Origin of the sequence: Hyphomicrobium sp. 1Nfss2.1 (genome assembly GCF_965243865.1) — a bacterium.
GTDB lineage: Bacteria > Pseudomonadota > Alphaproteobacteria > Rhizobiales > Hyphomicrobiaceae > Hyphomicrobium_A.
In genome coordinates this window covers 336088-359621 of sequence record NZ_OZ251603.1, presented here as the reverse complement: position 1 = coordinate 359621, position 23534 = coordinate 336088, and the positions used below count along the sequence as shown (strand labels likewise).

Here is a 23534-nt window from a genome sequence, read left to right as displayed (position 1 = left end):
TGCCAAGCCTCACGAGGGCGCCGACCTCTATGGGGTCGGCGCCTTGCCGTTACTGCTGTTGTTTCTCAAGCGCATTCAGAGCACGGAGCAACTTGGCAAGGATCACTTCGTGCGCGTAGTCGGAGTTCTCGCTGAGACCTCCAGGACGGCCGAGATCCTCGAGTTCGACCACGATATCCTTCAGCGCGAAGACAGCGTCCATGGACCCATCGACCCGGACGCCTAGGCCGAGTTCCAGCATGTGGTCGTTATATGCTGCCACCTCAGCACTCGCTCTCTCGTAGGCCGGCGAGCCCACTGTAGCTCGGGCTTCGCGCCGGACAGCCTTGCGGTAGTCAGGAAGTAAGTCAGCGAATTCTCGCCGCAGTTCCTGCGCTTGCATGATGCACCTCACTCAATATTTCTGGTGCCAACATTATATCTTGTATACGCGCCTCGCGTCGAAAATAGCGCGGCGGCTGAGCGATTTCTGTGATTTATTGTAGCGCGTTTTATAGGAGGCCGATGATGCCTACGGGCAGACGACGCCAACGTCCACGCGGACGACCGAAGCTCGGCAAGCTCGCATTGCTTTCACCTGTGATGGTTCGCTTCCCGCGAGCGTTACTGAAGGAGATCGATGCGATGGCGGCGACAAGGCTAGACCGCCCTTCCCGCTCTGCTATCGTGCGAGAACTTATTGCGGAGGCGCTTGCCAAGCGAGCGACCAGGTCGCGCGGGAGGAAATGATGTGGTTGGCAGTGGCCGGTGCAGTCGTCATCGCCCTACTATCGTCCTGGACGTGGATGGAGCTACCCCCCAATGATTGGGTGATGCTCGCAGTTGTCGTCGTGGTCTTCGCGTTGGGTGGATGGCTGCAGTTTCGGGGCGAGCGTGATCAGGTGCAGGCTCAATCGTCTTTGCAGCGCATCCCCGGTGCCCCATCGCAGAGAATTGAGACCATCGCGTTCTTCGCGTCTGGGATGGTTCCCTACTTCGTCGGCTTAGCTGTTTGGGGCCTTACCAGCGACCTTCCGCTGATCGCAGCGTTGGCGGGTATCTCATCTTTCGTGGTTGGCTATGTCGCTTGGTTGCAGTGGTCCAGGAGGTGAACCTGGTCGCCAGCTAGGCGCAGCCCTATCGACCAGGACGCTCTGCAAAAAGCCCGTTTCCCGGTTTGTCCCGTGTGGTCGTCCTAGACATCCTCCCCTAGTGTAGTAACCCGCGGGCCGGGCCGTCCTGGTCTGATCATTTGCGTGACGGTCGGCGCTTCCCCCGGGGGAAGTTGGACCACCATGCGCTCGAACCGAGGGCTACATTCCTCTTCGCATGCCAGCAAGGCGACGGCGAGTGTGCTTGCTCTGCGGGCGAGGATCGCGCGGTGAGGGAACCGCAGAACGCATCGCAACCGGCAGGGTTTACGCCCGAACACAGGTCAGTTACTGAATATCTTCCAGTAATTGCGCGAGCCTTCGATGATATTGAAGCGGACTGCCCAACTTCACCTCAATCGCTGGCGCAAGGAGGCAAGGGTAGACAATATCCGTACCGGGAGAATCCGTCCTGGAACTCGGCGCAGGGCTTGGCTTCGTGTCCAGCTACATCCGGCTCAATACCGACGCGGGCCAGATCACGTGCGTCGAGGCCAATCCCGATCTTGTGCCCTACATCGAGGGGGTCCATCGATTGAATGGCATCAGCAATGCGACGGTCGTCAACGGCGTGGCCCAAGTCGCTGACCATCCGGAGAGCATCACATTCTATTGTCGAAAGGACTTCTGGGCCAGTTCTATGGAGCCAGCGGTCGTTTACGAGCGCGCCGTCGAGGTTCCGGTCCTCAACTTCACAAACCTGTTGGCCACCGCGCGACCCGACGTCCTGGTCATGGATATCGAAGGTGCGGAACTCGATCTGCTCGAGGCTGATGCACTGCCGCACGTGCGCGCTATCGTGCTCGAGGTCCATAAGGATGTTTATGGGCGGCGCGGCCTGGATCGGCTTTTTGAGCGCGCCAAACATTTAGGTTTCCATCGCGACCCGAACGGTACGGTGCGCGAAGTCCACACCCTGGTCCGCAGCTGATCGCGACCTTGCACCGAGCCCTTCCCGCGCGCAATTTCGGACGGATCGCGCACCATCGCCATCCACTTGCCGTGCATTGAGCTGTACGCAAGATTGAGCCTAAGCGGTTCAGGCTCGGAAACAGAAGCTACCTGAACCGTCTGCCACGCTCTTTCCCTCACGCTATGCGGCCGCTCGCGACCACTCCCGCCGCCCGGCAAGCCATTGGTGGAGATCGCTTTCGAGCCAGCCAACGCGTCGGGGCGACAGTGGGATGGGCGGGGGAAAGGTGCCTGCCGCCACGCCACGGTCAATAGTTGACCGCGACAGGTTGGTCAGTTCGATAACCTGCTTCCTCGAAAGAATTCTCATGTGATTGCTCCCTTGCTGCCGGGAACAACCTTGAGCGTTCGGGATGGTCGCATGCAAACGCATAAGGAGGCGAGAAGCGCCCTCACGTCGCGGAGGCTAGGCTACCACGTAGCCTAGCCTCCGCGAAACGTTATCAACAACTTTAGGCCTCATCAACAGCATGATGTGCGCGACACCGAATGACTGTTAAGCGCGATCAAGGATGAGCGAGAGGATCGTCATCATCAACCTTCACACCTTCGAATTACAAGCTACGCTGCTTGAGTGCGAACCACATCATTCTCACCCTCGATCCAGATTCGGAACCACATCTCCATAATCAAGAGTGGCCAAAGCCGAGTATGGTGCGGGTATCGGCCGGAACAATGCTCGTCGAGCATCGATTGGACTGCACTTCTATTGACGATACCTCGGCTTGAAGCGCGCGAAGAAAGCAGGAGATCGTAGGCCATCTCCCGTAGTTCACCGCGCAGCCAATGATCAACTGGACAACCGAAACCCATCTTGGGCCGGTAGAGGACGTCATTAGGCAAGTAAGGCTCCATGGCCTTCTTGAATATCGCCTTCGTTGTTCCGCCCGCCATTGTGACGTTTTCAGGCAATGTCAAAGCCCACTCTAGAAAAACGTGATCTAGCAGTGGAGACCGACTCTCTAGGGAGTGCGCCATGGTGGCAATGTCCACCTTGACCATGAGATCGTCCGGCAGATAAACGTGAATGTCGGCCCAATTCGCTCCCGACACCAGTGTCTCGCCTTCGTCGAGGTATGGTTCCAGGAGGTCTAACGCGGACTCGGCCAATTGGGCGCGCATTGCCTCGCCATAGCCTGCTGCCTTGTCCGCATCCGCAAAGGCCGAGATGGTGAAAGAGTAGCGATGCTGCCTGGCTTCGGCATCTGCTCGCAACAGGGAAGCGACCTTCCTCGCTCGATTTCCCACTCGCCCACGCAGCGGTAGAGCGTCAATTGCACCGGCTCCCAAGTAGCGGAACCACTTCGGTACGTGGTCTATTTTCGATACAGCCTGCATCGCGGTGTACCGGCCGTAGCCCATGAAACATTCGTCGCCGCCGTCACCGTTGAGCGCGACCGTCACGTGCTGCCGTGCCAATTCAGCGAGATAAAAGGTTGGTACTGCAGACGGATCCGCGAAGGGCTCGTTATAGTGATGAATTAGCTTCGGCAGGATTGCCACTGCGTCAGGGCGCACAACAAATTCGTGATGGTCAGTCCCGTATCGCTCCGCCACCATTCGTGCGAAGCGAGTTTCGTCGTAATCCTCGTTTTCGAACCCTATGGAGAACGTCTTCACGCGGCCCGTTCCATGATGGGCCATCATGGCAACAATGGCAGACGAATCGACCCCCCCCGACAAGAAGGCTCCGAGCGGCACATCCGAAGTAAGACGCAGCCGGACCGCCTCCGCCAAGCGGTTGGTCAACTCTTCGATCAGTTCTTGCGTGTTAACTGAGCCGTATCGCGGGCGGGGACCGGGCAGCTGCCAGTAGCGTTCTATGCTCGGGGGCGACAGTTGGCCATCGCTACCAACCTCCACTACCAATTTAGAACCCGCAGGCAGCTTCCGGATGCCCCTAAACGCCGTATCGGGCGCGGGGATATACTGATAGGTGAGAAACTTGTGCAGGGCTAAGTAGTCTGGTTCAGTGGCAAATCCAGGCCATGCGAGAATGGCTTTGATTTCTGAGCCAAAAATTAGGCCATCATCTGTAATCGCATAGTTGAGCGGTTTTTTACCCACGCGGTCGCGAGCCAAAAGCAGCCGCCTCTTCGAGCGATCCCAAATCGCGATTGCGAACATACCTCTCAGGTGATTGAGTACCTCATCGCCCCATACGCGGTAGCCGTGCAAAATCACCTCTGAGTCCGTATGACTGCGAAACACGCAGCCCCGGGCCTCAAGATCGGCACGGATCTCTCGAAAATTATATATCTCGCCATTGAACGTGAGCACAGTTTGCCCGTCGCTGGTCTCCATCGGCTGGTGCCCCGCGCTCGACAAGTCAATTATCGAGAGCCGGGCGAAGCCCAACGCGGCGCGCCCATCCGACCACGCACCTTCATCGTCAGGGCCACGGTGACGCAGCGTTGCAGTCATTTCCCTTACGCGCCGCTGAGCGGCTTCGCGTTCCATCACATGCCGCAGAAGAAAGCCTGAAAACCCGCACATTTTCACCCCTCGCGCGTGAACACGATCTGATGGCAGCCGTAGCCGTTATTGGCCACCAGCTTGTCGAGCTTAAAGCCGTCCGCCTCGTAGAAATTCACGAGCTGGTCGGACGTGGCGCATTCGTAAGGAAGACCGCCTATCCAGTCGACCATGTCATGCCAGCGACTCATGCCGCGGCTTTTCTTGTATTGGGACCAAAGCCGGAAATATCCGCCCGGATTGCCTTTCAAGAGGTTGTGCGCGAAATATCGAAACTCAATAGGCGCCCACACCGCGACGGCGTACGGGGTCTTTAGTGCATGCGGCAATCGGTTGTACCTAACCTTCTTGCGCATCCAATATTTGCTGATCTCTCCACAATCGTTGTAGATCGCAATGAAGAGCTTGCCGTCCGGTTTGGTGGGAATTTTAACGTTTTCGAGTGCCTGCCACATAGCCCCCGTGTGATGCAGCACACCCCAGGAATACACGATATCAAACGTTCCCAGCGATCGTAGAAACTCCGCATCGAGCACTGACCCCTGGATGACTCTCCAATCCGCGTCATCGGGGTAGTATCGGCGCTTTAGTTCCGCAGTGCACTCCACCGACTGCGTGTCAAAATCGAATGACAATACGCGCGCTCCAAGTCGGCGAGCGACTAAGCTAAACAGGCCGCTACCGCTTCCTATGTCGATGAACGTTCGCCCTTTTAAATCATCTACGCCAAGGTACTCTTTGAGAGAACTCTCGGCTTCCAGGATACGCTCATCGTTGAGCACCCGTAGAAATCGCTTCCAGTTGCCTCCAAACCGGAATCGCTTTCCAGAACGGACCTCTGAACTGTGGCTCTCTTTCAAATCTCTGTTCATGAAAGCTCACCGTCGGAACAGCTGGGTTTGCCCAAATCGTAGAGGTCAAGCGTGTCCCGGATCATTCGATCCATGCCGTAAGTCGATGAGACAAAGGCGGGTCCTTCAGTGCCTGCCCGACGTCGAAAGGTCTCGTCGGCAAGGACCTCGACGACAGCCGCCGATATACTGGCCTCGTCGTTAGATCGGACAACCTTACCCGTAACACCGTCGACGACTGCTTCGCCTGCGCCCCCGGCATTTGTAGTAACGACGGGGATTCCGAGCCACTGCGCCTCAAGAAGCACATTTGGTGTGCCCTCTCCGCGCGAAGTCAGAAGCAATAGGTCGCATGGTGCTAGAGCATCAGTTGAAGGGGAAACTACACCGCCGAAATGGACACGTGACCCCATGTCAAGATCTCGGACGATTTTTTCCATCTCTCCCCGCAATCCCCCCTGCCCATAAAGCACAAACTGAGCCTCAGGAATTGCAGTAGCGACGTGCTTTGCCGTCCTAAGCCACAGCGCTGGCTGCTTCTCTTCTTCGAAACGGAACATGCCGCCAATAAGGGGCACGCTGGGCGCGATCTTCAGCAGGGCTCTGATGGACAAGGCCTTTTGCCTAGAAGGGCGGCTCCCTTCCGAGAACTGCACACCGTTGCGCACCACCTTGATTCTATGATTGGGGAGCCCCAACCAAGCTGCATAGTCGTCGGCACCGGCTTGGCTGTTGTTGATTAAAGCTAATCGGCGCTCGCTCATCGCGGCGAGTGCGGTATACGCGGGATGAAAATAGTCTGCGTCTAACGTGAAATGCCTCGGACTGAGATTACGTCCGGAAACGATAATTCTCGGGACTCCCGCGAGCGCGGCTGCCAGCCCAGCCCGAACATTGCACCAGTCGAGCCACGCGTGGACGATCTCCGGGCGCAGGGTGCGAAACTCCCAATAGAGACGCAGCACATCGACCGCCAGCAGTGGATGAAGCTGGTTGAGCGCAGCTTGGACCTCCTCTGGCAAGGATGTCGCTTTATGACTTCTTCCCCTCCGGATTTCCCGAACAACTGCCCGGGACTGGCGGGCGAGAGGCAGATAGAAATCGTATCTCTGCTCACGACGGGGATGAAGCGACTCGCATAGGAGGGTCAAAGACTCAATGCCGGGAGTGTTTGATAGTCCCAGCAACGTGTTGGCGACTTGTCTCTCTGCTCCCCCGGGCTGCAGCGACCCGCACACCAGAACCACGCGGCCTGGAAAACATTTAGTGGGTTTGGGTGCCGCAGAAATAAATGGCGCGAAATGTGAGGGCGTAGGCGGTCCGATTGCCAGTGTCTTCAAGACATAAGCCTCTGACCTACGTCGCAGCGGCTGTGGCAATAGCGTTCGCCCCACGCGCCGAACGAACGGCTGGCGTGCCAGTTCCTGCAAAAGCGTCCTTGGCAGGTTAATCACGAACTCGCCCCTTTGGCTTTACAAGCTCCATTCGCCCCAGCGCAGTATCATCGCCATTCGATGGCCGACAAGCGCATTCCAGCTATTCTTCGGGGACTGGCCTTAAGAGCTACCGGATTCTGGCAAGCGGGGCCTGCGAGCAACAGCCGATCTATATCCGAGCAACCTCTAGGTTCGTTTGTGTTGAAAGACGGACCCGCATGCGGCGGGGAGTGTTGCCGGTGCGCTGCACCTTGTCTACTGAGAGGTCGCAAGTGGGCTACCAAGCATGCCTAGGACGATGGGGAGAGTTTCGTTGAACATCTGCATGGTTGGCGCCGGTTACGTCGGTCTCGTTTCCGCAGCCTGTTTTTCGGAGTTCGGTTGGACGGTCACTTGCGTCGACAAGGACCCGCAGCGCCTCGCCGAACTCAATGCCGGCAAATCGCCCATCTATGAGCCCGGCCTCGACGATCTGATGCAGCGGAACATGCAGGCCGGCCGCCTTGTGTTCTCCGACAACATCGGCGCCGCAGCCAAGGACGCCGACGTCATCCTGCTCGCGGTCGGCACGCCGATGCGCCGCGGCGATGGCTACGCCGACCTCTCTTATGTCTATGCCGCGGTCGATGAGATCGCCCCGCACCTCAACGGATTCACCGTCATCGTCACCAAGTCCACCGTGCCCGTCGGCACCAGCCGCGAGATCGAGAGTCGCCTGCGCTCAGCGCGCCCCGACGCCGAGTTTGCCATCTGCTCCAATCCTGAGTTCCTGCGTGAAGGCTCCGCCATCGGCGACTTCATGCATCCCGATCGTGTTCTCGTCGGCACCGACGATGACCGCGCCGAAGAGATCATGGCACGCCTCTATAAGCCGCTCGCTCTGCGCAGCGCGCCCGTCGTGTTCGTCGGCCGCGAGTCCGCCGAGCTGGCGAAGTACGCCGCCAACGCGTTCCTCGCGCTCAAGATCAGCTTCATCAACGAGGTGGCCGATCTGTGCGAGCAGGTTGGTGCCAACGTGCAGGAGGTCGCCTCGGCCATCGGCAAGGACCGCCGCATCGGCGACAAGTTTCTGCATCCCGGCCCTGGCTATGGCGGATCCTGCTTCCCCAAGGACGTCTCGGCGCTCATTCGCACCGCGCGCGAGCACAAGTCGCCCGTGTCGATCATCGAGCAGGTGCAGCGCGTCAACGACGAGCGCAAGATTTCCATGGCGCATCGCATTGAGGCCGCGGCTGGCGGCTCCGTGCGCGGCAAGACCATCGCCATCCTCGGCGTGACCTTCAAGCCCAACACCGACGACATGCGCGATGCGCCGAGCCTCGTGATCGTGCCGATGCTGCAGGAGCGCGGCGCCACCGTGCGCGTCGTCGATCCGCAGGGCCGCAAGCAGGCTGATCCGCTGCTCCCCGGCGTCGTCTGGTGCGATAACGCGCTTGAGGCGGCTGTCGGCGCCGATGTGCTCGTCACCGTAACCGAGTGGAACGAGTTCCGCGGCCTCGACCTCACCGCCGCCAAGGCGAAGATGCGCGGCGATGTGCTCGTCGATCTGCGCAACGTCTATTCGCCAGAGCTGGCTCACGCGGCGGGCTTGACCTATTCGGGAATTGGAACGACCGTGAGCGTCCCTCGCTGACGAAGAAGTGTGATGTTAAGCGCGCCGATAGACATACTCGCTGCATCCTGTCCCGAGCAGGCCGAGCCGCGTGTTCGCCGGCACTCTATTCTCACAGACGAAGCCTCGCTTGGTTAGGAAGGCATCGATCTGGTTCGAAGAAGCTGACTCATATGGATAGCCTCCCAACCAATCGTGCACGTCATTAGACCACCGCATACCGCGATGCTTGCCATATTCAGCAACATAGCGCGCTGGATTGCGACCTGTGGCGATCAGCGCTCCAACGTACGCCGATTTGTAGGCGCCTCGCATGCACGCAGCTAGCCAACCTGGCGCTTTGCTATAAAAGCGCTTTTCCCAAGTCCAGAACGTGCATGACGGCGTACGCTGATAAATCGCAATTACAAGGTGCCCCTCGGGGGCGACCAAAGTTGCGGCCCTCTCTATAGCATCCCACATCGCTCCAGTGTGATGCAGCACTCCCCACGAGTAGACGACATCGAAGGTACCATCACCTCCTGGCCCCATATCGAAAATTGAACGTCTTCCTACAGTCCAATCCGATTGGGGCGCATGCAGACGTAGCAAAGCCTCGGTTGTAGCAACCGAATTCTCATCAATGTCTACTGCCCGGAGCTTCGCCGCATTAAGCCGGATCGCCGCGAGGGCTGATAACCCCGAGCCGCAACCAATATCCAGAAAAGTCTTCCCTGCCAGGTCTCGACCAAGCAGCTTGCGCAGACACTGCTCCGCATTTGTGATCCGCGTGTCGTCGATGCAGCGGGCGAAATCAGCCCAGTTGGCGCCAAACTCGAAATGGGTCTCGCGCTGTCTTAAATCGGCCATGTCGGATACCCGCTGAATCTTAAGTTGGCTCACAAATTGCGAGGGCAAAGCACTTGATTTGAATGATTTTTCTAGATCTGCGAGGCAGGCCGCGCAAGTTGCAGTGGTGCTGTATCCCCAGCGATCGATCAGTCGCCGACGGCCGCGCTTTTGAAGATCTCATCATAACGATCGAGACTGGTTGCAAGCGAGTAGTTCGCTTCCACCCTCTCCCGCGCGCGAGCGCCCAACTGCTCCAATTGTTCTACCGGCATTGTCATCATGGATTGTATCGCTTCGGCAAGCGCGTACGGATCGTTCGGAGGCACAACGATCCCACTGTCGCCGACAAGCAGTGCACTATCTCCGACATCGGTAACAACACAAGGCACCCCCGACGCCATTGATTCGGCCACGATATTGGGGAGCCCTTCTCCATAGGCTGACGATGATACCACTAGATCGAAAGCGCGTATGACCTCACACATGTCCCCCCGCAAGCCCAGGACTAAAGCGGAGCGTTCGATGTCTGGCGGCAGTTCGAGTTGTTCCGTGCCCTGCCCCAGCAGAGCAAAGCGGAGCGATGGCCACCTCGGAACAAGCATACGTATGGCTGCTATGAAGGTGGGGAAATCCTTCTGGGGATCAACCCGCCCGGCACGAGCCACAACGAAATCCGAACTAGTCAATCCAAGCTCCGCGCGGACTTTGGCTCGGCCATTCTCATCCGGCGTCCATTCGGTAGTGTCGAAACCGTTTGGGAGATAAGCCCACTGCTTTGGGTCATAACCCAGTCGAATATGGTCGCGTTGACCTGCAATGCTGTTGACTGCAACCACCGTTGGCATGCGCGACAGTCGGGCCAACAGTGCCACGATGCGTCCCGTCATAGGGGGATGATCAGAGAACACAAATTCTGAGCAGCGCAGGTTCCAGATGATGCGACGAGTGCCGGCGAGCTTGGCTGCAAACGTTCCCACAAGATCGGCGTGATACAGCCAGGTCATTACCACCTCGGGTCGAATACGGCGGAGGAGATACACAAGCCGACAGAACTCGAAAATCGGCGGCCGGTTCGGCCGCATACCCAGCGTGTGAACAATGGCCCCTGCCGATCTCAGCGGGCCGCCATAGAAGCCTTCTCCGGAAAGCGAAATGACGATGTGGGCGCGACCATGTTTGGTCGCACTGCGCCTAACCAGTTGGTAGAGGACACGCTCGGCGCCGCCGGAACCAAGTCCCGTGATAATGTGAACGATCTTTGTCATTTCGCTGCTTTCACCCTCGTCGTTCCCTCAATCGCGACGGTGACGGGGGGCATACTACTCTTGAAGAGTGCGCCGGGCTTCCACTGCTACTCGCTTCCAATACCCAATGCCGTTGGGCAGCAGAAATTACTGGCAATACGGCAATAAGTTCGGTCGCCAGACTGCGACTTCGTCCAAACCGTTGGCTCGTGACCACTCGCGCATCTGCCGAGCAATCAAATCCTGCCGGGGAGTTATGCCACCCGCGAGCGATATTCGATCGAGCGCAATCGCGATAGGATTTCCGTCCGAAATTTCTCTAACCAGAAGCCGGGTGACCGACTCTTGGCACCGTTGCTCCACCAAGGTCGAAAGGGTGGAGAACTTGAGACAGATCCCGGCGTACTGCCTAAGGATGTCATCATCACAGTCAGTGACTTTCGGGTCACGGCCTTCATCAGCGGTCAACGACCGGGAGCCCAGCCGTCGAGCAATTTCGGGCACGACATCCCAAACAAGGCTACACGCGTGGCTCGCCCCTCGATTCGCGAACTTAAGTTGATCTGGCAGTTCCTCCCGGACTTGTCGAACCAAGCGCAGTAATTCTTCTGCAAGCCAGCGATCTGGCAAGTAGTAAATTCTCTCGATCTCTGCGCGAAGATCTTTGATTGTTCTGGTATCCAGGCGGTGCGGAAGCTCGGCCGAACCAAGGCGTAGCTCAGTCCGCTCCGGCAGCTTCTCTGAACCTACGCCTAAGGTGGGGCACAGCAGTGCCTCACTTTTGTCTAGCGGCGCGCAAGCGTCAACTTCTCAGGTGCTTAGAGTGAATTTCTCAAGGTTGTGCGACGCTCACAGCCCACCACCGCGAGCATGCGTGCTCTGGCCTCTGCTGCGGCTCTACAATGGGGATGGAATGAGGGACGAAAAGAAGCTGACATCACACAACGTATTGAAATAACGTACTCTAGATAAATGCGTTTGGCGGACACCCCTTCCGCCAGCACTCGGAGCATCAGGCCATCAGCTGCGTACAAGGGTATGGACTTCGCGCACCGTGCCGTTCGGGTCGCGATGGAAACCTAAATGTTTGGCGCGCTCAAAAAGCCGATCCAGGCCGCGCCGCCCATAAACATCCTTATGGACCTCGAGCACGATAGCGCGCACGTGCGGCAGTGCATCAGCCTCGAGCAGATCGAGTTCGGCACCTTCGATATCCATGACCAGGACGTCGGGTCGCGCGGTGGCCAATAGGTTTGTGAAGTTGAGGACCGGAACCTCGACGGCGCGCTCGTAAGCGACCGCTGGCTCCATAGAACTGGCCCAGAAGTCCTTTCGACAATAAAATGGGATGCTGGCCGGATAGTCGGCGACTTGGGCCACGCCGTTGACGACGGCCGCATTGCTGATGCCATTCAATCGATGAACGCCCTCGATGTAGGGCACGAGATCGGGATTGGCCTCGACGCACGTGATCTGGCCGGCGTCGGTGTTGAGTCGGATATAGCTGGACACAAAACCGAGCCCTGCGCCGAGTTCGAGGACGGATTCTCCCGGTTTCAGGACGCGGGCGCTCATGCGTGCCTCGCCCCATTCGTAACGGCCCTTCGCCAGGGTCCATTCCATGCCAGGCGAGATGATGCGGTTTGAGAGCGGGAGGCGGATGTTATCGACCTGTGCCTCTTTACGCCAGCGATTGAGGTGAAACTGGGCAGTCCTCTTCCATATCATCGTCTGCTCACGCAACTACTGAAAAAAAACATTCAGTAACCGAGATACTTCGGCCCGTAAACCCGAAATGACCCTCACCATTTGCCGATGGGTTTATCGAGCTACCCGGCCCCATGTCATCGGCGAGAATTCTCAGGGGTTGTCCGGGCTCAATGATGGGGCCATGCGGGCGTGACAAAGGTCAGCGCTGACCTTAGCTAAGCGAGCGTCAAGTCTCGCCAGTTCGAAAAATCGAAGGAAAAGCGATGTCGAATACCCCCCACACGCTGGCCGAAGAGTTCCCTGGGCAAGAGGATGCAATCCACAAGCTCAAGGTCAGCAGCGCGCACTTCGCGAAGCTCCTGCAGGAGTACGATGAGGTGAACGATCAGGTTCACTTGGCAGAGACGAATGTGAAGCCGATGGATCAGTTCGCGGAGGAGAGCCTTCGCAAGCGCCGCCTGCAGATCAAGGACGCCATCGCCGCTGCACTCGCTGCCGGCTGAAGCGAAGCTCAGTTGCCGCACATTGAAAGGCCGGGACGCCGAGCGCCCCGGCTTTTTTGTCGCCGAGCCAGATCAGGCCGCCTTGGAGCCAAGGCTGACGCGCTCTCCTTTGATGAAAGCGAGCAGATCAGCGTTGATTTCGTCCTTCAGCGTCGTGCACAGGCCGTGGGGGGCGCCCTTGTAGACTTTCAGCTCGGCACCCTTGATCAGCTTGCCCTGCTGCATCGCTGCGGCGGCGATCGGCACGATCTGGTCGTCGTCGCCCTGGATGATCAGGGTCGGAACATCGAACTTCTTGAGGTCCTCGGTCTGGTCGGTTTCGGAGAATGCCTTGATGCATTCGTATGCGGCAGGCAGCCCGGCAAGCATGCCCTGCAGCCAGAACGAGTCGCGCACGCCTTCGGACACTTTTGCTCCTGGGCGATTGTAGCCGTAGAACGCCATGCTGAGGTCCTTGAAGAACTGCGAGCGGTCGGCGTGCACGCCAGCGCGGATGTCGTCGAAGACCTTGATCGGCGTTCCTTCGGGATTGGCAGGCGTCTTGAGCATCAGCGGGGGAACAGAGGAGATCAGCACCGCCTTGGCGACGCGCTTCGTGCCGTGACGCGCAATGTAGCGGGCAACTTCGCCGCCGCCGGTCGAGTGTCCGATGTGGATCGCGTCCTTTAGATTCAGTTTTTCGACGAGCTCGGCAAGATCGTCGGCATAGGTGTTCATGTCGTTGCCGGTGAAGGGCTGGCCCGAGCGCCCGTGGCCGCGGCGATCATGAGCGACGCAGCGGTAGCCCTTCGATGCGAGGAAGAACATCTGATCTTCGAATGCATCAGACGAAAGCGGCCAACCGTGGCTGAACACCACCGGCTGTCCGGCGCCCCAATCCTTGTAGTAGATGTCGGTGCCGTCTCGGGTGGTAAACATCGGCATTGCGATCTCCTTCGCTGCGGCGGTGGGCTCTGTTGTCGGAAACAAATTACGAGCACCGAGAGCGCCCGATAACGGGCTGCTTGCCACCAGGGCCGTTGCGTAGGGTCGAACAATCTAGCGATCGAACAAGCGCGTTGCACTTGCCCTCAGGCCATAAAGGCGAGGCGCCAAAGCCGCCTGCTCCATGACTGAGCAACCGAACGCGAGAGCGCCCGCACGCTGATCTAAGGGGATGCATATTTTCAGGTGAATTGAGGAGGCGCGGTTGCATCATCAGCCCGGATCGATGCGCGGGCTGTGCATACGCCGCCTTAGAATCATGATGCCGAGCGGCGAGATTCGTCTCGCCGCTCGGCATCAAAACCATCGCGCGGATTAGAGTCCGAGATAGATGCCGAACCCAGGGCGACGATAGTAATGGCGGTGGTGACGGTGCCAACGATGTCCGCGGTAGTGGCGGTGGCGCCAGTGACGGCGATGATGGCGATAGCCCGCCTTCTCGACGTTGCTCTTCGTTACCTGCTTGGCATCGCTCACCTGCGGCAGTGCGCTTGCGCTTTGCGGCGCGGCAAACATCGCAGCGGCACCAATCCCGGCGGCAACAAGCATGGCTGTGATACGCATTGTTCTGTCCTCCTTATTATGGGGGATGAACGTTGCCGTCCGGCGAAAGTTCCCAATGGACTAAAGTTGCAAATACTGGGGCAGCTTGTCGCGCTGGCGCTCTTGTCGTCGTAATGGCAGCTGCGTCGCCTATCTCACCAGCGGCACTTTTCCTCTCAAGCCCGGAGCCACCCTATGTCGACACCCGACGCTGCGAAGTCAGGAACCTTCAAGATTGGCGGTGATCTCGCCGTGCACCGCCTCGGATTCGGCGCCATGCGCGTCGTCGGAAAGGGCATATGGGGAGACCCTGAAGATCGCGATGAAGCTCTGCGCACGCTGAAGCGCGTTCCTGAGCTCGGAATCAACCTGATCGACACCGCGGACAGCTACGGCCCGGAGGTCAGCGAGCGACTGATCCGCGAGGCGCTGTACCCGTACAAGGGGATCGTCATCGCAACGAAGGGCGGTTTGTTGCGCCCGGGACCCGACACATGGATCCCGTGCGGCAATCCCGACTACCTGCGCCAGCAGGTATTCATCAGTCTGCGGCGCCTCGGCGTGGAGCGCATCGATCTGTGGCAGCTCCACCGCGTCGATCCCAAAGTGCCGCGCGAAGAGCAGTTCGAGGCCATCGCCGCGATGCAAAAGGAAGGGCTTATCCGTCACGTCGGGCTGAGCGAAGTGGGCGTCGACGACATCACTGCGGCGCAGAAGCACTTCAAAGCGGCGAGCGTGCAGAACCTCTATAACCTCACCAATCGCGCCAGCGAGCCTGTTCTCGTCCACTGCGAAGCGAACGGCATCGGTTTCATTCCCTGGTTCCCGCTCGCCTCCGGAAACCTGGCCAAGGCGGGATCGCCTCTCGACGCCATTGCGCACCGTCATCAGGCCAGCCCGAGCCAGATCGCACTGGCGTGGCTGCTGAAGCGGAGCCCGGTGATGCTTCCCATTCCTGGCACGGGAAAGGTCAAGCACCTGGAGGAGAATGTCGCGGCAGTCGACATCCAGCTTTCCGATGAGGAGTTTGCGGAGTTGAGTGCTCTCGCGTAGCCTCGAATGCGAGGTCGCGCATGCGGCGTGACCGGGAGGCCGGCTCATGGGCCCTCTATTGCTGTTGCGATCCGCCGCGGTGTTGCTGCTCGCGCTCGTCGCGAGCGGTGCGGCGGCGCAATCGACGATGCCGCCCTCCTGCCGCGACGACGCGATGATCGTGTTCGACGCGTCGGGATCGATGTCGGGCACCGATTTCAACACGCCGCCAACCCCGCGCATCGACAAGGTACGGCAGGCACTCGCCAAGGTGCTCCCGCAGATCGCGGCGATGCGCAATCTGGGCCTGATTGATTACGGTCCCGGCCCTTCCAACCGCTGCGACAACATTGAGTTGCTGTTGCAGCCGGCGCCGCGGTCGGCTGATCGCATCATGGCGGCGCTGAGTAGGCTCAATCCGGCGGGGCGCACGCCGCTGACGGCCGCCGTACGCGAGGCGGCGCGCGTGCTGCGTTTTCCCGAGAAGCCGGGCGTCGTGGTGTTGCTTACGGACGGCGAGGAGACTTGCGGAGGCGACCCGTGCGCGATGGCCAAGGCCCTACGTGCCGAGGGGGAAAACCTCACCATTCACGTCATCGGCTACCGCATGCGCGAGCTGGCAACGACGAACGGGTACGTGCAATCGCGCTGCATGACGGACAGCACCGGCGGGCTCTATATCTCCGTGGAGACCAGCGAGCAGCTCGTCGAAGCACTGCAAAAGACGCTCGGGTGTCCGGCGGTGTCGGATGCTTCCCTGGGCCATACCGGCCGCTAACCGTAAGCCGGTTTGTGGTGGCGCGGCATCGCGCTTTCGTTCAAAACCCTGCCGATAATAGCGGCGGCACCCGGTGACCGTTCGCATTTAGGGCCAGTTCTATGGGAAAGCCACATGGGCAGCTTCGCGCAGCGGTTTTTGTTTGGGCTCATCGCGATGGCGATGCTGGGGACCACGTCGCTGCGCGCGGAGGAACGCCCCACTGACACGGACTGGCGCACGGGCGCCGCTGTTGCGCCCGGTGCCATGACCTGGATGAGCGACAACGTCGCCAACAAGAAGCAGCTCATCGACGAGTCTGCGAAAGCGCAGGGCAAGACCTGCACGGACAAATATGCGTTCCTCGCCTGGGCCATCGGCAATGGCGGCCCGCCCGTCATCATGGACAAGACGCGGGAAGGGTATGAGAAGGCTGGCTATTCCGTGCAGCAGAAGCCCGGCAGCATCGAAACCGAGCGCGTGTGGATCGTGCGCGATGCCTCACGCGAGGCCGTGATCCTTTGGGGCGCATTCGGCGGATCGACGATCTATCTGTCATGCATCACAGCGGGCGCACCGGCAGCCAGCCCCGACCAGCCGCTCTATATCGGCATGCTAGCCGCCCTCGGTCTGGCAGGCTTGCTGATCGGCTGGTGGGTGTTCCGGCGCATGCGCGCGCGCTCGCCAGACCGGCCGCCGCCAGCGTCGTGACGGCGAGCGCGACCGGCCGGGTACGAGACCGAGGCCCCGGTCAGCGTGAGGCGATGTGTTGGTGCAGCAGTGGTGCGAACACCATCCGCTCGACGCCGATGTATTCGGGAATTGCTGATCGGTCGGGGATCGCGATGCGCGCGCCGACAGATTGCGCGCTCACCGGCAGCGTCGGCACGGCGATGGCCGAGCTGAAGCCAACGGGCGACTGACAGACGAAGATGCCGAGGACGAGCGCGGCAACGAGCGCCATCTGTCTGAAGACCCTCGTGCGGGCTTCACGTTCGATGGTCTCGATGATGTAGACCTGCAGCGGCATGGCGAGGTCAGAGGCAGAGGGTCTCGAAGCGTGCGTCGGCGTAAAGGCCGACAACGCCCTGTTGGTTGCGTTCACGACGCAGTCTCCTGGATGCGGTACGAAAACCAGTGCCCTCAGGCAGACACATTACGCACCAATTTGGCGGCCTCATGACCGGTTGGTTAAGGGCTGAACTTTATTCGATGAGGGAGGTGACTGGCTCGGCGCCAGAAACGGACGCGCCTTCATTGTGAGCGAAGCGCCCGTGATTGCGGCTGCCGGCCACCGCGAGTGGCGCGCCGGGGTAACGACTGGTCAAATGGTGTTCGCGCTCCCACATTAAAGCGACTTCCCCAGAGAGGCGTGGAATGGGCGCAGCGGGCGTCGACAAGTGGCTCTACCCGACCGATCGCGGGCTCTATTGCGAGCCCGGCGGCTTCTTCATCGATCCATCGCGTGCGGTGGACCGAGCGATCATCACGCACGGGCATAGCGATCATGCCCGGTCAGGCCATGGCGCGGTTCTGGCGACGCGCGAGACCATTGAGATCATGAAGGTGCGCATGGGCCCGGAGTGCGCGGGAGTGCTGGAATCGCAAGCGCTCGGCGAGCAGCGCAGCCTTAACGGCGTCGGTATCAAGCTCATGCCCGCGGGGCACATCCTCGGCGCTGCACAAGTGGTGCTCGATTGGAACGGCCAGCGTGCGGTGATTTCCGGCGACTACAAGCGCGCACGCGATCCTACGTGTCCGACGTTCGAGGTGGTATCGTGCGATGTGTTCGTCACCGAGGCGACGTTTGCGCTGCCTGTGTTTCGCCACGAGCCTGCTGAGCAAGAAGTCGACCGCTTGCTCGCATCGATCAAGCGACAGCCCGAGCGCGCGCATCTCGTCGGCGCCTACGGTCTCGGTAAAACGCAGCGGGTTATCAAGCTGGCGCGCGAGGCCGGATACGATCAGCCGATCTACCTGCATGGCGCGCTGGAGGAGCTGTGTGCCCTCTATCAGCGACTTGGCGTCGATCTTGGTGATCTAAGACCCGCAACGACAGAGAAAAGCGGCGACTTTGCGGGTGCGCTGGTGCTGTGCCCGCTGTCGGCGCTCGATGACCGCTGGTCGCGTCGTTTTCCCGATCCGGTCACGGCGTTCGCGTCCGGCTGGATGCGCATCAAAGGCCGTATCCGGCAATCAGGTGTGGAGTTGCCACTCGTCATCTCCGATCATGCCGACTGGCCGGAACTTCTCGACACGATCATCGAGACGGGCGCTGAGGACGTGTGGGTGACGCACGGACGTGACGATGCCCTCGTTTATCAGCTCGGTCTGATGGGACGCAAAGCGCGCGCGCTGTCGCTGGTCGGCTTCGAGGACGAGGACGAATAGCCGTGCAGCGTTTCGCCAATCTTCTCGATTGCCTGACGACGACGCCGTCGCGGAACGGCAAGCTGGCGCTGCTGGTCGAGTATTTTCGCGCCGCGCCCGATCCCGACAGAGGATACGCGTTGGCGGCACTGACGGACGGGCTGTTCGCGCGCCTGCCCTTGCGGCGCGCGATTGCCGAGCTGATGACGGGCCGCATCGATCCGGTGCTGTATCAGATGTCGCGCGACTACGTCGGCGACACGGCGGAGACGGTGTCGCTGCTCTGGCCGGACAAACGCGCGACGCGGCCCTCCCCTACCCTCGCCGATATGGTGGCGGCGTTGGAGGTGGTTCCGGGCAATGCCGTTGCACCGGTGCTGGGCGATTTCCTCGATCGGTTGGACGTGCGCGGGCGCTGGGCGCTGCTGAAGCTGATTGGCGGCGCGCCGCGTGTCGGTGTCTCGGCACGGCTCGCGCGCACTGCGCTGGCGCAAATGAGCGGACATGATCTTTCCGAGATCGAAGAGATCTGGCATGCGCTGAAGCCCCCGTACGCAGAGCTGTTCGCATGGCTCGAGCATCGCTCGCCGCGGCCGGACGTTTCCGGCAAGCCGATTTTCCGTCCGCTCATGCTTGCCCATCCGATCGAGGAAGGCGACTGGGCCAACCTGTCTCCGAGCGACATCGTCGCCGAGTGGAAGTGGGATGGCGTTCGCGTGCAGATCGCGGCGGGCGGCGGGGACGTGCGCATCTTCTCGCGTTCCGGTGATGACATCTCGGGCAGCTTCCCCGAGGTGGTGGCGGCATTTCAGCCATATAATGCCGTCGTCGATGGCGAGCTGCTGGTGGCGCGCGATGGCGTGGTCGCGCCGTTCAACGATTTGCAGCAGCGTCTCAATCGCAAGACCGTGACGGCGAAAATGCTGCGCGAGCATCCGGCGTTCGTGCGCCTCTACGATATTCTCATCGACGATGGCGAGGACGTGCGCGCGCTTTCATTCGACGACCGGCGCGAACGTCTCGAAGCGTGGCATGAGCTTCATCGTCCGCGCGCCAGCGATGTCAGTGCCATCGTGCGGTTCGAGAGCTTCGCCGAACTCGATGCCTTGTGGAACGGAGCACGTGAGGCGGGCATCGAGGGGTTGATGCTGAAGCGGCGGGAGAGCCCGTATCTCTCCGGCCGGCCGAAAGGGCATTGGTGGAAGTGGAAGCGTGCCGCGCTCACCATCGATTGCGTGCTGATGTATGCGCAGCGCGGCTCTGGCAAGCGGTCGTCGTACTACTCAGACTATACGTTCGGCGTCTGGCGTGAGATTGCTGGCGAGAACGGCGAGATCGCGCGCGAGCTGGTGCCGGTAGGTAAGGCCTATTCAGGCTTCACCGACGAAGAGCTAGTGCGGCTCGACCGCTTCATCCGCAACCACACGACCGAGCAGTTCGGCCCGGTGCGCGCGGTGGAGCAAACCATGGTGCTGGAGATCGCGTTCGACGCCGTGTTTCCGTCGACGCGGCACAAATCCGGCCTCGCCATGCGCTTCCCGCGCGTGCATCGCATACGCTGGGACAAGCCGGCCAGCGAGGCGGACACGCTGGAGACAGTGCAGAAGCTGGTGGTGGCGCCGACTGATAATGCCGCCGATGCGGCCGGCGTTGCTGCCGCGTCGCGCTAACCGGCGCCGACGCTAGTAGCGCGCGCCATCGGGCAGCGTGCGGAATTCCGCCCATACCTTTTGCGCTTCCGGCTGCATGATCTGCTGTAGCACGACCTGACGCTGGCCGTAGGGGAGCAGGAGATCTCCGGCGATGTTTGCGTCATCGAAAAGGTCAGCGTAGTCAGGATAGCCGGCCGCGTAGAAGATTTTCGAGACGCGCGCCCAATAGGCGGTCGCGTAGCACATCGGGCATGGCTCGCAGCTCGAATAGATGATGGCCCCGTCGATGTGCGGGTTGCCGATCTTGCGGCAGGCCGCGCGTATTGCGTTGACCTCGGCATGCGCAGTCGGATCGCTGTCGCTCATGACGCTGTTGCCGGCGACGGCGAGCACCTTTCCATCAAGCACAACGACGGCGCCGAACGGGCCTCCCGACTTCGTCACGACGCCCGCCTCGCGCATGTGCTGCAGAGCGAGGCGCATGAACTCCTGATCCTGCGGCGTCATCGGATCCTTGGGTGAGATGAGGTTGCGATCACTTCCAGACATCGGTGCCTCCCGCGGCGATTACAGGGCGCACGGTAAGCAACTGGGCTCAATGTCCCTTAGCATGCGGGCGCTTTTGTGCCGCCTATGGCTTCCGACTGGTTTCGCGCAGCGTCACATTGGGATTGGTTGCCTGGGCCAACCCGGGTGATCAGGCGGAAGCTTCGATGATGGCGCCGGCCTGGCGCGCCTGGGCCAGCAGGCGCTCCTTCTTCTCGGCCGCGACCCTTACCCGGGCGCGCGTCTCGCCACTGTCGAGCGGCTCGCGCTCGATGACGTCGGCTTCCTCGTAGAGCCAGTTGACAAGGCGGCCGCCGTCCGCGGGGATCAGCATCTCAACAACGCTGTCGCTGCGCCCGAGACGCTTGTCGATCTCGTCGAGCAGTCTATCGATGCCCTCACCGGACACGGCGGATACCAGCACGGGACGGCGCTCGGCGAAGCGGGCAGCACTTGTCGCTTCTTCGCGGGTTATGGCGGAGAGAAGGTCGATCTTGTTCCACACTTCGAGAAGGGGTGCGTCGGCTGCCAGCGTGTCGATGCCAAGATCGGCTAGAACCTGCTCGACGTCGTGTGCCTGGCTGTCGGTCTCCTCGTGGGAGATATCGCGCACGTGCAGGATGAGGTCGGACTCGATCACCTCTTCGAGCGTGGCGCGGAAGGCGGCCACCAGCATCGTAGGAAGATCGGAGATGAAGCCTACCGTATCGGACAGGATGATGCGGCGGCCGCTCTTGAGGCGAACCTCGCGCATCGTCGGGTCGAGCGTGGCGAAGAGCTGGTGCTTGGCGAAAACATCAGCGCCGGTGATGCGGTTGAACAGGGTCGACTTGCCGGCGTTGGTGTAGCCGACAATGGCGACGACCGGATAAGGCACGCGGCGGCGTCCCTGCCGATGCAATTCGCGCGTGCGCACCACGACCTCGAGCTCCTTGCGGATGGCCATGATGCGCTCGTCGATCATACGGCGGTCTAGCTCGATCTGCGCTTCGCCCGGGCCGCCGAGGAAGCCGTAGCCGCCGCGCTGGCGCTCCAAGTGAGTCCATGTGCGGACGAGCCGGCTCTTCTGGTAGGAGAGGTGCGCAAGCTCTACCTGCAGGCGCCCTTCCTTGGTGCGCGCACGGCGGCCGAAGATTTCGAGGATGAGGCCGGTGCGGTCGAGCACCTTGGCGTTCCACGCGCGTTCGAGGTTGCGCTGCTGAATCGGCGAGACGGGATGGTCGATGACGACGAGTGCGATCTCGTGCGCGGCGATCATCGCCTTGAGGCTTTCGACCTTGCCGGTGCCGAACAGCGTGGCCGGGCGTGGCGCGGCCACGGGCACGAGCATGCTGTCGCGGACGTCGAGGTCTATCGCCTCGGCAAGTCCGATGGCTTCCTGAAGCCTATCATGGGGGGAATGCAGCGGTGCGGTGCGGCTCGGCGCTCCTACCTCAACGCGCGGAGGGCGGGTAGCGCGTTTGAAATCGGGCACAAGCACGAGAGTGCGCGCACCTATCGCGCGCGCCTCACCTTCGATCTGCTCTGCAATGTCTACGCGTTCGTCGATTGCCGTCGTCCGAGATTTTAGGCCTCGGTCGTTTCGGTCTCCATGAGGTGGACCGGTTGGCCGGGCATGATGGTCGATATCGCATGCTTATACACGAGCTGCGAGTGACCGTCCCGTCGCAGTAGCACGCAGAAATTGTCGAACCAGCTCACGATCCCCTGGAGCTTGACGCCGTTGATGAGAAAAATCGTCAGAGGCGTCTTGTTCTTGCGCACGTGGTTCAGGAACGTGTCCTGAAGATTCTGAACTCGATCTGCGCCCATTTTTGTTGTCCGCCTGTTCTTAGGTCTGCTGGGGTAGTGAGGCCGCTCCGGTGAGCGGCGCGCAGTGGCTGTGATATAATAACATTATGCCGCACTGCACACTAAAAGGTATACCAAGTTCGTCATCAAAGAGAAGCTGTCTCAAGCGCTCGAAATGGCGGCAAAATGGTGAAATTTCCGGCGTAGTTTACCTGCCACCGGCCCGGGTTTGCCGTCGCCCACAGAACGCCCATCGATGCGAACGACCGGCATCACCGTCTGGGTCGCAGAGGTGATGAAGGCCTCGCGGGCGGCATAGGCCTCGGAGAGCCGGAACGGTCGCTCGATAAGTTGCATCTTCTCCTCGGCAAGGACGTCAAGCAAGGTCGCGCGAGTGACGCCGGGGAGGATATCAAGCCCCAATTGCCGTGTGATGACGGCGCCGCCCTCGTCGATAATCCAGGCGTTGCTGGAGGCCCCCTCGGTGACGAAGCCCTCGGCGTCCACAAACCAGGCCTCACGAGCCCCGTCTTTGCGGGCCGCCTCCTTGGCGAGGCAGGCTGGCAGCAGCATTACCGTCTTGATGTCGCGCCGCTGCCAACGGATATCGGGCATTGATTTGACGGCTATTCCCGACAGGGCCTTGAAGTCGCGCTGCGCGGCCGAAATCGATTGCGCCAGGCAGACGAGGGTGGGGGGGACGTCGGGACCAGGGAACGCGAAGTCTCTGGGGGCGGCGCCACGGCTGACCTGGAGGTAGACGAGGCCATCGCGTACGCGGTTGCGGCGGATGACCTGGCGCATGACATGGCCCAGCGCGGCGGCGGTCATGGGGCGGCGGATCTGCAGCTCGGCCAGCGATCGTTCGAGGCGGGCCATGTGCCGCGCTTCGTCGATGAGGCTCCCGCCCCTCACCTCGCAAACCTCGTAGATGGCGTCGGCGAATTGGAAGCCGCGGTCTTCCACGTGAACGGCGGCGTCGGCATACGGCACGTAACGGCCGTTCACGTAGACGATGCGGGTCATGAGATATCCGTCGGTGCGTGAGGTCGTGAGATAGCAAGCTCGTCGATCGTTCGGGTCGCCATCGTCCGG

Annotated in this window: 25 protein-coding genes; 10 read left to right on the top strand and 15 right to left on the bottom strand. The window is 60.7% G+C overall.

Annotated features, from left to right (window positions below):
* Positions 1–49 precede the first annotated feature (49 nt).
* The gene (locus tag ACP15D_RS01790; RefSeq protein ID WP_424955858.1) at positions 50–262 is read right to left on the bottom strand and encodes a hypothetical protein; all 213 of its coding nucleotides are present in this window, start codon (positions 260–262) and stop codon (positions 50–52) included.
* Between the two features lie 242 nt (positions 263–504).
* On the opposite strand from ACP15D_RS01790, the gene ACP15D_RS01785 reads away from it, so the two are divergent.
* The 3 genes from ACP15D_RS01785 (at position 505) to ACP15D_RS01775 (ending at position 2061) form a co-directional block, all read left to right on the top strand.
* Positions 505–729 (top strand): ribbon-helix-helix protein, CopG family, encoded by a 225-nt coding sequence (locus ACP15D_RS01785; RefSeq protein WP_424955857.1) that lies wholly within the window; start codon positions 505–507, stop codon positions 727–729.
* The gene (locus ACP15D_RS01780; protein ID WP_424955856.1) at positions 726–1091 is read left to right on the top strand and encodes a hypothetical protein; all 366 of its coding nucleotides are present in this window, start codon (positions 726–728) and stop codon (positions 1089–1091) included. The genes ACP15D_RS01785 and ACP15D_RS01780 overlap by 4 nt, the downstream gene beginning before the upstream one ends.
* 427 nt (positions 1092–1518) lie before the next feature.
* The gene (locus ACP15D_RS01775) at positions 1519–2061 is read left to right on the top strand and encodes an FkbM family methyltransferase (protein ID WP_424959155.1); all 543 of its coding nucleotides are present in this window, start codon (positions 1519–1521) and stop codon (positions 2059–2061) included.
* 162 nt (positions 2062–2223) lie between these two features.
* On the opposite strand, the gene ACP15D_RS01770 is transcribed toward ACP15D_RS01775, so the two are convergent.
* The 4 genes from ACP15D_RS01770 to ACP15D_RS01755 all read right to left on the bottom strand — a co-directional run bounded on the left by ACP15D_RS01770 (position 2224) and on the right by ACP15D_RS01755 (position 6450).
* Positions 2224–2412, bottom strand: a complete 189-nt coding sequence (locus ACP15D_RS01770; protein WP_424955855.1) for a helix-turn-helix transcriptional regulator — start codon at positions 2410–2412, stop codon at positions 2224–2226.
* 251 nt (positions 2413–2663) lie between these two features.
* The gene (gene asnB / locus ACP15D_RS01765; RefSeq protein WP_424955854.1) at positions 2664–4598 is read right to left on the bottom strand and encodes an asparagine synthase (glutamine-hydrolyzing); all 1935 of its coding nucleotides are present in this window, start codon (positions 4596–4598) and stop codon (positions 2664–2666) included.
* A gap of 2 nt (positions 4599–4600) precedes the next feature.
* Positions 4601–5449: a class I SAM-dependent methyltransferase gene (locus ACP15D_RS01760; protein ID WP_424955853.1), complete on the bottom strand. Its 849-nt coding sequence runs from the start codon at positions 5447–5449 to the stop codon at positions 4601–4603.
* Complete coding sequence (locus ACP15D_RS01755; protein WP_424955852.1) at positions 5446–6450, bottom strand: glycosyltransferase; 1005 nt, start codon at positions 6448–6450, stop codon at positions 5446–5448. The genes ACP15D_RS01760 and ACP15D_RS01755 overlap by 4 nt, the downstream gene beginning before the upstream one ends.
* Positions 6451–7177: 727 nt before the next feature.
* Between ACP15D_RS01755 and ACP15D_RS01750 the strand changes: the two genes are divergently transcribed.
* Positions 7178–8497: a UDP-glucose dehydrogenase family protein gene (locus tag ACP15D_RS01750; protein WP_424955851.1), complete on the top strand. Its 1320-nt coding sequence runs from the start codon at positions 7178–7180 to the stop codon at positions 8495–8497.
* Positions 8498–8512: 15 nt separating this feature from the next.
* On the opposite strand, the gene ACP15D_RS01745 is transcribed toward ACP15D_RS01750, so the two are convergent.
* The 3 genes from ACP15D_RS01745 to ACP15D_RS01735 all read right to left on the bottom strand — a co-directional run bounded on the left by ACP15D_RS01745 (position 8513) and on the right by ACP15D_RS01735 (position 12279).
* A complete protein-coding gene (locus ACP15D_RS01745; protein ID WP_424955850.1) occupies positions 8513–9325 on the bottom strand; it encodes a class I SAM-dependent methyltransferase in 813 nt (270 codons plus the stop codon).
* A 128-nt stretch (positions 9326–9453) separates the two neighbouring features.
* Positions 9454–10572 (bottom strand): glycosyltransferase, encoded by a 1119-nt coding sequence (locus tag ACP15D_RS01740; protein WP_424955849.1) that lies wholly within the window; start codon positions 10570–10572, stop codon positions 9454–9456.
* A 999-nt stretch (positions 10573–11571) separates the two neighbouring features.
* On the bottom strand, positions 11572–12279 hold the full coding sequence (locus ACP15D_RS01735; RefSeq protein ID WP_424955848.1) for an FkbM family methyltransferase: 708 nt from the start codon (positions 12277–12279) through the stop codon (positions 11572–11574).
* A gap of 245 nt (positions 12280–12524) precedes the next feature.
* Between ACP15D_RS01735 and ACP15D_RS01730 the strand changes: the two genes are divergently transcribed.
* On the top strand, positions 12525–12764 hold the full coding sequence (locus ACP15D_RS01730) for a YdcH family protein (RefSeq protein ID WP_424955847.1): 240 nt from the start codon (positions 12525–12527) through the stop codon (positions 12762–12764).
* 72 nt (positions 12765–12836) lie between these two features.
* Here ACP15D_RS01730 and ACP15D_RS01725 read toward each other — a convergent pair whose 3' ends face one another.
* Positions 12837–13688 carry an alpha/beta fold hydrolase gene (locus ACP15D_RS01725; protein ID WP_424955846.1) on the bottom strand — a complete coding sequence of 284 codons (852 nt, stop codon included), beginning with the start codon at positions 13686–13688 and terminating at the stop codon, positions 12837–12839.
* A 375-nt stretch (positions 13689–14063) separates the two neighbouring features.
* Positions 14064–14312 carry a hypothetical protein gene (locus ACP15D_RS01720; RefSeq protein WP_424955845.1) on the bottom strand — a complete coding sequence of 83 codons (249 nt, stop codon included), beginning with the start codon at positions 14310–14312 and terminating at the stop codon, positions 14064–14066.
* Between the two features lie 174 nt (positions 14313–14486).
* Between ACP15D_RS01720 and ACP15D_RS01715 the strand changes: the two genes are divergently transcribed.
* From ACP15D_RS01715 to ACP15D_RS01705, 3 genes are all read left to right on the top strand, one after another.
* Complete coding sequence (locus ACP15D_RS01715; RefSeq protein WP_424955844.1) at positions 14487–15344, top strand: aldo/keto reductase; 858 nt, start codon at positions 14487–14489, stop codon at positions 15342–15344.
* 46 nt (positions 15345–15390) lie between these two features.
* Positions 15391–16101 (top strand): vWA domain-containing protein, encoded by a 711-nt coding sequence (locus tag ACP15D_RS01710; RefSeq protein ID WP_424955843.1) that lies wholly within the window; start codon positions 15391–15393, stop codon positions 16099–16101.
* A gap of 114 nt (positions 16102–16215) precedes the next feature.
* Complete coding sequence (locus ACP15D_RS01705; protein WP_424955842.1) at positions 16216–16791, top strand: hypothetical protein; 576 nt, start codon at positions 16216–16218, stop codon at positions 16789–16791.
* Between the two features lie 40 nt (positions 16792–16831).
* Here ACP15D_RS01705 and ACP15D_RS01700 read toward each other — a convergent pair whose 3' ends face one another.
* Positions 16832–17185 carry a hypothetical protein gene (locus ACP15D_RS01700; protein ID WP_424955841.1) on the bottom strand — a complete coding sequence of 118 codons (354 nt, stop codon included), beginning with the start codon at positions 17183–17185 and terminating at the stop codon, positions 16832–16834.
* A 272-nt stretch (positions 17186–17457) separates the two neighbouring features.
* Between ACP15D_RS01700 and ACP15D_RS01695 the strand changes: the two genes are divergently transcribed.
* Together ACP15D_RS01695 and ACP15D_RS01690 are read left to right on the top strand one after the other, a co-directional pair.
* Positions 17458–18471 (top strand): ligase-associated DNA damage response exonuclease, encoded by a 1014-nt coding sequence (locus tag ACP15D_RS01695; RefSeq protein ID WP_424955840.1) that lies wholly within the window; start codon positions 17458–17460, stop codon positions 18469–18471.
* A 2-nt stretch (positions 18472–18473) separates the two neighbouring features.
* Positions 18474–20120, top strand: a complete 1647-nt coding sequence (locus ACP15D_RS01690; protein ID WP_424955839.1) for a cisplatin damage response ATP-dependent DNA ligase — start codon at positions 18474–18476, stop codon at positions 20118–20120.
* Between the two features lie 12 nt (positions 20121–20132).
* On the opposite strand, the gene ACP15D_RS01685 is transcribed toward ACP15D_RS01690, so the two are convergent.
* The 4 genes from ACP15D_RS01685 to ACP15D_RS01670 all read right to left on the bottom strand — a co-directional run bounded on the left by ACP15D_RS01685 (position 20133) and on the right by ACP15D_RS01670 (position 23465).
* Positions 20133–20651 carry a nucleoside deaminase gene (locus tag ACP15D_RS01685; protein WP_424955838.1) on the bottom strand — a complete coding sequence of 173 codons (519 nt, stop codon included), beginning with the start codon at positions 20649–20651 and terminating at the stop codon, positions 20133–20135.
* Positions 20652–20799: 148 nt separating this feature from the next.
* Positions 20800–22167, bottom strand: coding sequence for a GTPase HflX (hflX, locus tag ACP15D_RS01680; RefSeq protein WP_424959154.1), 1368 nt, complete (start codon positions 22165–22167; stop codon positions 20800–20802).
* Positions 22168–22214: 47 nt separating this feature from the next.
* Positions 22215–22460, bottom strand: coding sequence for an RNA chaperone Hfq (hfq, locus tag ACP15D_RS01675; protein WP_072377609.1), 246 nt, complete (start codon positions 22458–22460; stop codon positions 22215–22217).
* A gap of 141 nt (positions 22461–22601) precedes the next feature.
* Positions 22602–23465, bottom strand: a complete 864-nt coding sequence (locus ACP15D_RS01670) for a D-amino-acid transaminase (RefSeq protein WP_424955836.1) — start codon at positions 23463–23465, stop codon at positions 22602–22604.
* Positions 23466–23534: the final 69 nt, after the last annotated feature.